This is a genomic window from Specibacter sp. NPDC078692, assembly GCF_040686835.1.
GTDB lineage: Bacteria > Actinomycetota > Actinomycetes > Actinomycetales > Micrococcaceae > Specibacter.
In genome coordinates this window covers 36,522-48,092 of record NZ_JBFBLV010000030.1, presented here as the reverse complement: position 1 = coordinate 48,092, position 11,571 = coordinate 36,522, and the positions used below count along the sequence as shown (strand labels likewise).

The 11,571-nt window shown below is 62.0% G+C and carries 9 protein-coding genes and 1 tRNA gene; 8 read left to right on the top strand and 2 right to left on the bottom strand.

All coding sequences use genetic code 11. From position 1 onward, the window contains the following. Positions 1-312: 312 nt before the first annotated feature. A tRNA-Ser gene (locus AB0O97_RS16910) sits at positions 313-400 on the bottom strand. Between the two features lie 96 nt (positions 401-496). On the opposite strand from AB0O97_RS16910, the gene AB0O97_RS16905 reads away from it, so the two are divergent. From AB0O97_RS16905 to AB0O97_RS16870, 8 genes are all read left to right on the top strand, one after another. Next, positions 497-1,480 (top strand): NAD(P)H-quinone oxidoreductase, encoded by a 984-nt coding sequence (locus tag AB0O97_RS16905; RefSeq protein ID WP_363884209.1) that lies wholly within the window; start codon positions 497-499, stop codon positions 1,478-1,480. 485 nt (positions 1,481-1,965) lie between these two features. Beyond that, on the top strand, positions 1,966-4,233 hold the full coding sequence (locus AB0O97_RS16900) for a carbon starvation CstA family protein (protein WP_363841546.1): 2,268 nt from the start codon (positions 1,966-1,968) through the stop codon (positions 4,231-4,233). Between the two features lie 2 nt (positions 4,234-4,235). Further along, positions 4,236-4,436 (top strand): YbdD/YjiX family protein, encoded by a 201-nt coding sequence (locus tag AB0O97_RS16895; RefSeq protein ID WP_363841543.1) that lies wholly within the window; start codon positions 4,236-4,238, stop codon positions 4,434-4,436. Positions 4,437-4,725: 289 nt separating this feature from the next. Then, positions 4,726-5,340: a bacterial proteasome activator family protein gene (locus AB0O97_RS16890; RefSeq protein WP_363842167.1), complete on the top strand. Its 615-nt coding sequence runs from the start codon at positions 4,726-4,728 to the stop codon at positions 5,338-5,340. A 5-nt stretch (positions 5,341-5,345) separates the two neighbouring features. After that, on the top strand, positions 5,346-5,861 hold the full coding sequence (locus AB0O97_RS16885) for a hypothetical protein (protein WP_363884208.1): 516 nt from the start codon (positions 5,346-5,348) through the stop codon (positions 5,859-5,861). A gap of 147 nt (positions 5,862-6,008) precedes the next feature. Then, the gene (locus AB0O97_RS16880) at positions 6,009-7,073 is read left to right on the top strand and encodes an iron ABC transporter substrate-binding protein (protein WP_363884206.1); all 1,065 of its coding nucleotides are present in this window, start codon (positions 6,009-6,011) and stop codon (positions 7,071-7,073) included. Between the two features lie 5 nt (positions 7,074-7,078). Next, on the top strand, positions 7,079-8,692 hold the full coding sequence (locus AB0O97_RS16875) for an iron ABC transporter permease (RefSeq protein ID WP_363884205.1): 1,614 nt from the start codon (positions 7,079-7,081) through the stop codon (positions 8,690-8,692). Next, on the top strand, positions 8,689-9,996 hold the full coding sequence (locus AB0O97_RS16870) for an ABC transporter ATP-binding protein (protein ID WP_363884203.1): 1,308 nt from the start codon (positions 8,689-8,691) through the stop codon (positions 9,994-9,996). The genes AB0O97_RS16875 and AB0O97_RS16870 overlap by 4 nt, the downstream gene beginning before the upstream one ends. On the opposite strand, the gene AB0O97_RS16865 is transcribed toward AB0O97_RS16870, so the two are convergent. Continuing rightward, on the bottom strand, positions 9,993-11,165 hold the full coding sequence (locus AB0O97_RS16865) for a low temperature requirement protein A (RefSeq protein WP_363884201.1): 1,173 nt from the start codon (positions 11,163-11,165) through the stop codon (positions 9,993-9,995). The genes AB0O97_RS16870 and AB0O97_RS16865 overlap by 4 nt on opposite strands. Positions 11,166-11,571 lie beyond the last annotated feature (406 nt).

Here is an 11,571-nt window from a genome sequence, read left to right as displayed (position 1 = left end):
AACGCTACCTAGCCCGAAACGTCTTCCGCATTCTCACCGCGTCAGCCAAAAATAGAACCCTTCAAAACGCGGCTTGACAGACATAGAAGAGTCGGATCGATCCAGGGAGGACCCGAAGCTGAGGCGCCGGTGGTCCTCCGCAGTTGAAATCGCAGATAATGCGACGAATCGGCGATTTTTAGCGCATTAGCTGCAGTCTCGAACGCCGGAATCGCCGTAGCTGCTGTCTCGAATCCGCTTCGACCCGGAGGGAGGCAGAGAAACGCGAAAAGGGAAGCAATCTCGTGATGAGATTACTTCCCTTTTCTAGCGCGGAAGGTAAGAGATTCGAACTCTTGGTACGGGGTTACCGCACACTGGTTTTCAAGACCAGCTCCATCGGCCGCTCGGACAACCTTCCTTACCCTAGTAGTGTTTCATAGGCAGGGCCGTGCCACCAAAATGAGTGGCGGCCCTCTTGAAGATTCGCAGGGTGAAAACGGCAATGGAGAAGGTTATGAAGGCGATTGTTACAACGGGTGCCGGCGGGCCGGAGGTTCTGGCTATATCCGAGGTCCCTGCGCCGACGCCGGGTCCGGGTGAGGTGCTTATTGACGTGATTGCCGCGGGAATCAACCGTGCAGACGTGCAGCAGCGCCGCGGTTTCTACCCTCCGCCGCCCGGTGCCTCCGAGATTCTGGGATTGGAAGTCTCCGGCCGAATTGCCGCCTTTGGCGCGAACGTGACCAAGCCGTTCAGCATTAACCAGAAGGTTGTGGCCTTACTCACAGGGGGCGGTTATGCGGCCCAGGTGTGTGTTCCGGCCGGTCAAGTGCTGCCCTTGCCCGAGGGAATTGATGTGATTTCCGCCGCAGGGCTGCCCGAGGTTGCTGCCACGGTTCACTCAAACCTTTTCATGACAGCGCAGTTGCAGGCCGGTGAAACAGTGCTCATCCACGGCGGCGCGGGCGGCATTGGCGCCATGGCCATCCAGCTCGCCAAGGCTGCCGGGGCCCGCGTCATAGCCACGGCCGGCAGCGATGAGAAGGTCGCCATGCTCACTAGCTACCTCGGCGCCGATTTAGCGGTCAACTACCGCACCGACGACTTCGTGGAACGAGTCAAGGAGTTCACGGAGGGCCGCGGCGCCAATGTGATCCTCGACGTCGTGGGCGCCAAATACCTAGCCCGCAACGTGGCCGCCCTGGCCACCTACGGCCGCCTCGTGGTCATTGGCCTGCAGGGAGGTGCGACGGCGGAGCTCAACCTGGGTGCCCTCCTCACCAAGCGCGCGGCCATCATTGGCACCACCTTGCGCGCCCGGCCCATCGAGGAAAAGACGGCCATCATGGAAGGTGTGCGCGAGCATGTCTGGCCACTGGTTGCCAGCGGCGCCGTCAAGCCCATGGTGGATAGGACGTTCCCGCTGGAGCAGGTTGCGGCCGCGCACGAATACCTTGATTCCGGAGAACACGTGGGCAAGGTGCTGTTGACGCTCTAGCCGTTGACGCTCTAGCCGTTGACGCTCTAGCTGTTGACGGGTGCGCAGCGCTGCCCGCCTAGGATCACCAGCCACGTGGGGCTCAATGGTAAGGCGCGAGAGCGACTTGTGCTGTTTGGGCTTTCGCTATTTTCCGTGGCTGCAACTAGGCGCGCTCGCCATCGTGGTCCTGGTCTGAGCGCACCGAGATCTCGTTAATGTCTCGCCTAGAAACAACTTGGGCTGGTGTTAGCCACAAAATCGGTAGTTACACACCCGAATTCGTGGCTAACATCAGCCCAAGTTTTTCATTGTGACCAGCACCTACCCAGCCACCAGCCCAGCTCCGACCCAACACGCCCACTGGGCGCCCATTCGGCCGCTCGTCGCACAGTTACTACCACTGGCCGCTTCGTTAGCATGATTGACGCCACATCGGTACTGTGACCCATAACCTATGCCTACTCTCAAAAGGCCGTAAGTGAAGTCTTAGCGTAGGGAAAAACATGACATTGCCGTCGAACAGGGCTGAGCAATCAGCCGATGTCTTAGTCCAGGATCCAGATCTGCCACCCGTTGCCGTCGACCTCGAAGCCGAGGCCGAAGCGCACAAGTGGACCCCGATCAAGATTGCCATTTGGGCAGCTATTGCATTGTTGGGCGGTGTCGCCTGGGTTGTATTGGCCGTGGTCCGTGGGGAAACCGTCAACGCCATTTGGTTCGTCTTCGCCGCAGTATGTACCTATTTGATCGCCTACCGTTTCTACTCCAAGGTCATTGAGAAGTTCCTGGTTCGACCCAATGACAAGCGCGCCACTCCGGCCGAGTACAAGGCCGACGGCAAGGACTTCGTCCCCACCGACCGCAACGTCCTCTTCGGCCACCACTTCGCCGCTATTGCTGGCGCTGGCCCCCTCGTGGGCCCCATCCTGGCAGCCCAAATGGGTTACCTGCCCGGCACAATCTGGATCATCGTCGGCGTCGTGCTTGCCGGTGCTGTTCAGGATTACTTGGTCCTACACTTCTCCATGCGCCGCGGCGGACGCTCACTGGGCCAGATGGCTCGCGAAGAACTCGGCGTCATCGGCGGCACCGCTGCCCTCATCGCCACCTTGCTGATCATGATCATCATCGTCGCAATCCTCGCGCTGGTTGTTGTCAACGCGTTGGGCGAATCCCCGTGGGGCGTCTTCTCGGTCTCCATGACCATCCCGATCGCACTGTTCATGGGCGTATACCTGCGCTACCTGCGTCCAGGCAAGGTCATGGAAGTCTCCTTGATCGGCGTCGTACTGTTGCTGGCCGCGATCGTTGGCGGCGGCATGGTCGCAGCCACCGAATGGGGCGCTGCCACATTCCACTTGGACCGCACCACCTTGGCCTGGGCCATCATCATCTACGGTTTCATCGCGGCAGTCCTGCCGGTCTGGCTCTTGCTGGCCCCGCGCGACTACCTCTCCACCTTCATGAAGATCGGCACCATCGTGATGCTGGCCGGCTCCATCGTGCTGGTCCGCCCCACCATCAACGTCCCGGCGTTCAGCGAATTTGCAGGCCGCAGCGACGGTCCGGTCTTCTCCGGCGCACTGTTCCCGTTCCTGTTCGTCACCATCGCCTGTGGTGCACTGTCCGGCTTCCACGCCTTGATCGCCTCCGGCACCACGCCCAAGCTGATTGAAAAGGAACGCCAGGCCCGCTACATTGGCTACGGCGGCATGCTCATGGAGTCCTTCGTGGCCATCATGGCGCTCGTCGCGGCGCTGTCCATTGACCGCGGCATCTACTTCGCCATGAACTCTTCCGGGGCAGCCACCGGCGGCACCATTGAAGGTGCTGCGGCGTTCGTGAACTCGCTGGGCCTGACCGGCGTGCACGTTGATCCGGCCACGCTGGCCCAAACCGCGGCCGATGTCGGTGAAGAGTCGATCGTCTCCCGCACCGGTGGCGCACCCACGCTCGCCGTCGGTCTGGCACACATCATGCAGCAGGTGGCCGGTGGTCAGGCGATGATGAGCTTCTGGTACCACTTCGCCATCATGTTTGAGGCTCTGTTCATCCTCACCGCGGTCGACGCCGGAACTCGCGTTGCGCGCTTCATGCTCCAGGATTCCATCGGTAACTTTGTTCCCAAGTTCAAGGACACCTCCTGGCGCTTGGGGTCGTGGATCACCACGGGCATCATGGTGGCTGGCTGGGGTGCGATCCTCATCATGGGTGTCACCGATCCGCTCGGCGGCATCAACACCTTGTTCCCGCTCTTCGGCATCGCCAACCAGCTGCTGGCCGCCATTGCGCTGGCCGTCTGTCTGGTGATCGTTTCCAAGAACACGCACGTGAAGTACCTGTGGATGGTGGCGCTGCCGCTCGCTTTCGTCACGGTCGTGACAGTGGTGGCTTCCTTCCAGAAGATCTTCTCGCCGGTCCCGGCCGTGGGCTACTGGGCTCAGCACACCGCGTTCAAGACTGCGCTGGCTAACGGCGAAACCAGTCACGGTACGGCCAAAACCGTCGAGGCTATGGAAGCCGTTGTCCGGAACACCTTCGTTCAGGGCAGCCTGTCCATCATCTTCGTGGTGCTGTCCCTGATTGTCATTGCGACGGCCATCCTGGTCACCATCCGCGCCATCAAGGCCGGCGGCGGACCCAGCAAGGAAGACCCGGCTGTAGCATCACGGATCTTCGCTCCGGCCTCGGTCCTTCCCAACGCCGCCGAGAAGGCGCTCGTGAAGGAATGGGCAGAATCCGGCAAGCAGTCGGCACGGTCCGGACACTAATCATGGACCTCTTGCGCAGCGCCGGCCGCGGCCTGGCGGCGGTCAACAAGTACCTCAAGGGCGTCCTCGGCGAGGATTCTTACGAGTTGTACCTTGACCACCACCAGGCCACCGGCTGCGCCACCGAGCCCATGAATATCAAGGAGTTCTGGCGCGACAAGACAGACCGCCAGGACGCCAACCCTGAAGGTCGCTGCTGCTAGATTTTCCGCTGTCATGACGTGGCAAGCCGGCGAACGTAGGGGAAATTTCCCCCACGTTCGCCGGTGTGCCACGTCATCGGTGTTTAAGGCCATGCACGACGGCGGAACGCCCCTCCCACCCGACCGGCACCCGACCGGCACCCGACCGCCACCCGACCACCGCCCGACCGGCACCCGGGCGGGGCAATAGCGGTCCGTGCGGGCGGGTTTTGCGTACCCGTGAGAGACTGGCAGCATGACTGAAAAGGCGCAGCTCCCGGCCTCAGATGATGCGGCTGAAGGACAGATCATGGACACCACGGCAGACGGCACGGAGGAGCGCCCTGCGGGGGAATCTCCGACCGAAAAGAAGCCCAAGAAGCCGGCCAATGTTGCGGCGATGGTGGACCAGCCCGCCAAGGTGATGCGGATTGGCACCATGATCAAGCAACTTTTGGATGAGGTGAAGAGTGCGCCGCTGGATGACGCTGCACGGGTCCGCCTTGCCGAGATTCATCACGCTTCCATTGCCGAACTTGAGGACGGGCTGGCACCTGAACTGGTGGAAGAACTGCACCGGCTCAGCCTGCCGCTGACTGACGAGCGAACGCCCACGGATGCCGAGCTGCGCATTGCTCAGGCGCAACTGGTCGGCTGGTTGGAGGGACTCTTCCACGGCATTCAGACCACTATGGCGGCTCAGGCCATGATGAATCAACAGACGGCGTCCCGGTTGGCCCTGCACCAGTTGCCGCCCGGAACCGTCATTGCTCCCGGTGTGGTGGTGGGCCCCAACGGTGAGCCGCAGCGCGCGCCAGCGGGCTCAGGTGGTCAGCAGGTTGTCCCGGGCGAGGCGAGTAACGGCACGGCCAATAACGGTTCGGCCGGCGGCGCCGATTCCGGCGGCCCCGGACAGTACCTCTGACGCGCATGCTCAAGGGACTTTTTAGTGCAGGCCGGCAGGCCAAGCGGGACGATAACGAACTCGGGAAGGGCGTGTGGCGCCGCGCCCACGACCGTTTCCGCCGCGGTTTGGACCGCTTCCACCAAATGCTTGAGGGACTGGCAGAAACGGAGTCGGCAGCTGCGTCGGGACCGGCCGATGGGACGACGGTGTCCGGGGCCCATCATTACGAAGCCATGGTGAGGCTTGCGGACCAGCTCGCTGATCTCCTGCCCGTAGTGCGCAGCCTGGCCATGGAAGCGCAGCTGCTTGGCCCCAGCGAGGGCATGGAAATCCCCACCGGGACCGGCGGCTATCTCAACGATGTCCACCGGGAACTGTCCCGGGCCGGCAATGCGCTGGCGGCGACGGCTGAGTCCTTGGCGCTGCTGCGTCTGGGCGTGGGCACTACTCAAGCGGTGGAACTAAAAGCCGATCTGGTGCGTCAGCATGTCGCCCGTGCAGGGGAACTGCTCCACGGAACGTCACCTACCCAGCAATAAGCTGTCTCGCAGACACAACAATCCTAAAAAAGCCATCAGCGACATGGTGAGCTGCGTCACAAATAGCAATTTGAGAGGTTAGCCTGCCCTTGGATCGATTACGATCAAATTACCTTCGCTAATTGTTTCTACCGCCGAAAGGCCCCCATGCTGACCTGGCCCACCCTGAAGACTTTGCGTAAAAGTGCCTTGACCGCCATTGCAGGCGCATCCATTTTTGCCCTTGCTGCCTGCGGCGGCTCCACCACCCCGTCGGAAAGCACTGGCGCTGCCGGCGGTGCGGATGACGCCATCACGGTCTACAACGCCCAGCACGAATCACTGACCCAGGCGTGGGTTGACGAGTTCACCAAGGAAACCGGCATCAAGGTGACCCTGCGTCAAGGCAGCGACCTGGAGTTGAGTAACCAGATCATCGCTGAGGGTGCCAAGTCCCCGGCCGATGTTTTCCTCACCGAGAATTCCCCGGCCATGACGCAGGTTGAAAACGCAGGCCTCTTCGCTGACACCAGCGCCAAGGTGCAGGAGCAGGTTCCCGCCGAGTTCCGTCCGTCCACCAACAAGTGGACCGGGATTGCCGCGCGCAGCACCGTCTTTGCCTACGACAAGACCAAGCTGACCGAAGCCCAGCTGCCCAAATCCATCATGGATCTAGCCGATCCTGCGTGGAAGGGCCGTTGGGCTGCGTCGCCGTCGGGCGCTGATTTCCAGGCCATCGTTTCAGCCATGTTGGAGCTCAAGGGTGAGGACGCTACGCTGTCCTGGCTGAAGTCCATGAAGGAAAACTTCAAGTCCTACAAGGGCAACAGCACGGCCATGAAGGCTGTCAATGCGGGCGAGGTTGAAGGCGCCGTCATCTACCACTACTACTACTTTGGGGACCAGGCCAAGACAGGCGAGAACTCCACGAACGTGGCCCTGCACTACTTCAAGAATGAAGATCCCGGCGCCTTCGTTTCCATCTCCGGCGGTGGCGTTTTGGCCTCCAGCGCGCATCAAGCCAGCGCACAGAAGTTCCTCGAGTACGTCACCGGCAAGGCAGGCCAGACCGTGCTGCAGACCGGCGGAAGCTTCGAGTACCCGGTGGGCTCTGACGTTGCCGCCAATGACAAGCTGACCCCGCTGGCCGATCTGCAAGCCCCCAAGATCGATCCTGCCAAGTTGAACTCTGCGCAGGTTACCGATCTCATGACGCAGGCAGGTCTACTCTAGTTTCAATGACTTCCAAACAGCGTACGACGACGGCGCCCGGGCTGGGTGCCAACAGCTTGGCTAAGCGCAACTTAGCCAAGTGGGCTGGGGGCCGGGGTTCACGCCTCGGCCCTTGGCCCGTCGTCGTGCTTTGTCTGGTGATTGCCGCGTTCTCCCTGCTACCGCTGGGGTTTGTGGTGGGCGCTACCGCCACCACTGGGTGGGACACCGTAGCTACTTTGGTGTTCCGTCCGCGTGTTGGCGAATTGCTGCTTAATACGCTGTTGTTGGTGCTCATCACCGTGCCGTTGTGCGTGGTGATTGGCGTGGGTGGTGCGTGGCTGGTGGAGCGCACCAGCCTTGCCGGACACAAGGCGTGGGCTGTCCTGCTCGCGGCGCCGCTGGCCATCCCGGCTTTCGTCAACAGTTATGCCTGGGTCAGCGCCATTCCGTCTCTGGGCGGGATCTTTGGCGGTGTGCTGATCTCGGTGCTGTCCTATTTCCCGCTGGTGTACATCCCCGTTGCTGCCGTGCTGAGCCGACTGGACCCGGCGTTGGAACAGTCGGCATCGTCGTTGGGGCTTGGGCCGTGGCGGATCTTTTTCCGTGTGGTGCTGCCGCAGCTTCGGCTGGCAACGGCCGGAGGGGCACTGCTGGTGTCCTTGCACCTTCTGGCCGAGTACGGCGCCTTCGCCATGATCGCGTTCGACACCTTCACCACCGCCATCTATGACCAGTTCCGCTCCACGTTCAACGGGGCTGCTGCGAACATGCTCGCCAGCGTCCTTGTGGTGTTTTGCCTGCTGCTCCTGCTGGCCGAATCCAAGGCACGTGGCAGCGCCCGGTATGCGCGGGTGGGTGCTGGCGTGCAGTCGAGCCCCGGCCGGCTGACGCTTGGTCTCTTCCAGGGGCCCAGCCAGCTTGCTCTGATCGCCGTTTCGGTGCTGGCCCTTGGTGTTCCGTTGTGGCATGTGGGTCGCTGGCTCATTGCTGGGGGAGCGGCCATCTGGCAACGCTCGGATCTGCTGCAAACGTTGCTCTCAACCTTTGGCTATGGTTTGGCCGGGGCGTTGTTGACCATCGTGCTGGCTTTTCCCCTGGCGTATTTGGTGGTCCGCCATGCCGGAGCTGTCAGTAAGGTGCTGGAAGCCGTGAACTATATTTCTAGTTCCATGCCGGGCATCGTGGTAGCGCTGGCGCTGGTGACCATCACCGTCCACAACGTGCCAGCAATCTACCAAAGCTCCTTGGTGCTGGTGTTTGCCTACGCGCTGTTGTTCATGCCGCGAGCCTTGGTGAACCTGCGTGCAGGTCTAGCTCAAGTGCCGTATGAGCTCGATGAGGCTGCACAGTCTTTGGGCAAGCCACCGCTGGTGGCGTTTTTGCGTGTGACGTTGCGGCTCTCGGCGCCGGCAGCTGCCGGTGGCGCGGCTCTGGTGTTTCTGGGGATCGTCAATGAGCTGACGGCGACCTTGTTGCTGGCCCCCAACGGCACCCGGACGCTGGCCACCGCGTTCTGGTCGCTGAGCAGCGAGATCGACTATATGGGTGCTGCCCCCTACGCCTTGCTGATGATTCTGCTCTCGGCCCCCATGACATATCTCTTGTTCGTGCAATCCAAGAAAGCGGCCGGCCAATGACCACCTACCCCAAGCAGCCCGGTATGCCGGCGGCCGACGAAGCTCCGCACCCCAATGGGCGCCATGCGGGACGCTCCGCTATGGGCTCCGCCGCGGGTGGCGTCACCACTGGCGGCGTCACGGGCGGCGTCACCACTGGCGGCTCCGCCACGCGCGTACGCATGGTGGGCGGCCCCCTGCCCGGCACAGACGAGAGCCGAACCTTTGTCCAAGCCACCAGTGATGTTCCAGCCCATTTGCAAATCAGCAATGTCCGCAAGAGCTTTGGCAGCACCGAGGTCCTTAAAGGTGTGGATTTGGACGTTGTCCAAGGTCGCACCACTGCGATCGTAGGGCCCTCCGGCTCAGGCAAAACCACATTGTTGCGACTCATCGCAGGCTTCTCAGCCCCGGATTCGGGCCGGATCGCACTCGGCGGGAAAGAAGTTGCCGGGCCGTCTCAGTGGAACCCGGCCCACAAACGCAGTGTTGGCTATGTGGCTCAGGACGGGGCCTTGTTCCCGCATTTGAGCGTGGGCGCCAACATCGCCTTTGGTCTGCCATTGCGGGGCAAGGCTGCATCGGTGCGCGTGGGGGAATTGCTGGAGATGGTGTCGATGGATGCCTCCTATGCCAAGCGCCGCCCGCACCAACTTTCCGGCGGCCAACAGCAGCGTGTGGCCCTAGCGCGGGCGTTGGCTCGCCAGCCGGAGCTGATGTTGCTGGATGAACCGTTCAGTGCGCTCGATGCAGGTTTGCGCGTTGCTACCCGGCGTGCGGTTTCCCAAACGCTGAAACAGGCTGGGGTGACAGCCATCCTCGTCACGCACGATCAAGCCGAGGCTCTCAGTTTCGCTGATCAAGTGGCCGTTATGCGCGATGGGAAATTAGCTCAAATCGGCAGCCCCTTCGTCGTCTACACCCGCCCCTCAGACCGGGCCACGGCAGAGTTTTTGGGAGACGCAGTCATCATCGAAGCATGGATGGAAGGCTCCCTGGCGCTCTGCTCGCTCGGCGGAATCCCGGTACGCCGCCCACCAGTCCAGGGCAAAGTGCACCTGATGCTGCGGCCCGAACAAATCCGCATCGCCAACGGCGGCCCCATCCGTGGGCGCGTGGTCGACACTGATTACTTCGGCCCCGAAACCACCGTCCGCATCCAACTGGAGCCGATCAAAGTCGACGCCGAACACCCCCTCGATCCGCACCAACCAGTCGGCGGGGAAATCATCACCATCCGGCATTGGAACGCGATGCTTGCCCGCCCCGGCACCGAGTTGTCGCTCAAAGTAGTGGGCGAAGGCGTCATCTTCCCCTGGGACTAACGTGCCCGGCGTCGTGCCTTGACTTCAACATAGGTCGTCACGAGCGCCAGGAGCACCACCACTGAGGCAAGTCCGACGACGGCTGGAACCGCTGTGCTGACCGGTATCAGGACCAGCGCGGCCGCGACCATGGGAGCTGCCCAAGCCAAGACCGAGCGCGGATTTTGGCCGTAACGAAGAGAGACGGCCGCGTTGATGCTGTAGAAGAGGGCCACGCCACCGCCGATGGAGATGGCGGCGCCCCACGGTAGCGGGTGGAATGGTTCCGGGATGGCCGTGGCGATGCCGGCAGCAATTGAGGTGACGCCAACAACCATGACGAACGGCATCAAAAGCGTGGTTTGCAGGATTCCGGCGAAATCATCGCGTTCGCGCAAGTGCTCCAATCCGGAGGACAAAGTGCCCATGCCGTATTGGAAGAAGGCCCAGCCAAGCAGTGCCACGATGACAAAACCCAGCGATGCGGCCAAGCCAGGACCGGGGGCCCAGTCCTGCGAAATCTCGGTCACGATGGTCAACACCGATTCGCCCAGCACGATGATAACGAACAGTCCAAGACGTTCGGCAGCGTGCTCCACGTTGATGCCCGCCAGCCCGCTTTGGGTCCCGAGTCGGCTGCTGATGGCGACCATGCCCACTTCGATGGTGATGGACAGCGCCCAGAGGATGACGGCCGCCTGGAACGGGAGGAACACGGCAATGAGCCACAAGGCCGCCGTTCCGCCGTTGTAGATCCAGATGCGCCAGGACGGGACAGTGGACATTTGCCGGTGCTGGTAAAGCCATAAGAGCAGTAGGAGCACCCTTAACGCGCAGTTTGCTAGTGAGAAGGCCCATGCCCGATCGCCGAAGGCCTCGTGTGCGGAGGCGGCCATGAGGCCGGTCGCCGCCATAGCCAGCAGCATGGCAATGCCCAGTTGCCTTGAGGTGAGGGAGGGCAGGAGATTGATGACAGAGACAATGTTGACCCACGCCCACCACGCTGGGAAGAAGAGTAGTAGGTAGGTGCCGAACTCGGGCCAGCCTGGATCGCCATGAATGCCGTGGGCCAGCTGCCCCACGAATGCCACGAACACCAAATCGAAGAACAGTTCCATCCAGTGGACGCGGCCAGGTTCACGCGCCGGTGGCCGGTGCGGGGCATTCAAGGGCTGGGAAATTCCCTCCATGGGCCAATGGTAGACCCGTGGCGCGGCGCTGAGGGTCGAAAACCTGGAGGTGAGTCCGCGGGGAGGGAGCCCGAGGTCCGAGGTCCGCCCGAGGTCCGAGGAGGCCCGGGGACGCGGGGACGAGGGTCCGAAGCAGGGTGCCCAGAATTCATCCGTGAGCTTTGGTCGTTTAGAGCTCCCTAAACGACCAAAGCTCACGGATCGATTTACGCCGGTGCTCAACCTGCCCAGCATTCCGGTATCGCCACTTCGGACAGTTTGAAACTGCAGCTGATGCGGTTTGTTGGGACTCTGCCGATTCGAGACTGCAGCTGATGCGGTGAAAATCGCGGATTTGTCGCATCAGCTGCAGTTTGAAAGTGGTCGGTCTGGCGGAATCGCATCACTTGCAGTTTCGAGGGCTTGG

Bases quoted from the DNA above. Each gene is read 5' to 3' on its own strand.
- AB0O97_RS16905 (WP_363884209.1), top strand. From the start codon at position 497: ATGAAGGCGATTGTTACAACGGGTGCCGGCGGGCCGGAGGTTCTGGCT.
- AB0O97_RS16900 (WP_363841546.1), top strand. From the start codon at position 1,966: ATGACATTGCCGTCGAACAGGGCTGAGCAATCAGCCGATGTCTTAGTC.
- AB0O97_RS16895 (WP_363841543.1), top strand. From the start codon at position 4,236: ATGGACCTCTTGCGCAGCGCCGGCCGCGGCCTGGCGGCGGTCAACAAG.
- AB0O97_RS16890 (WP_363842167.1), top strand. From the start codon at position 4,726: ATGGACACCACGGCAGACGGCACGGAGGAGCGCCCTGCGGGGGAATCT.
- AB0O97_RS16885 (WP_363884208.1), top strand. From the start codon at position 5,346: ATGCTCAAGGGACTTTTTAGTGCAGGCCGGCAGGCCAAGCGGGACGAT.
- AB0O97_RS16880 (WP_363884206.1), top strand. From the start codon at position 6,009: ATGCTGACCTGGCCCACCCTGAAGACTTTGCGTAAAAGTGCCTTGACC.
- AB0O97_RS16875 (WP_363884205.1), top strand. From the start codon at position 7,079: ATGACTTCCAAACAGCGTACGACGACGGCGCCCGGGCTGGGTGCCAAC.
- AB0O97_RS16870 (WP_363884203.1), top strand. From the start codon at position 8,689: ATGACCACCTACCCCAAGCAGCCCGGTATGCCGGCGGCCGACGAAGCT.
- AB0O97_RS16865 (WP_363884201.1), bottom strand. From the start codon at position 11,165: ATGGAGGGAATTTCCCAGCCCTTGAATGCCCCGCACCGGCCACCGGCG.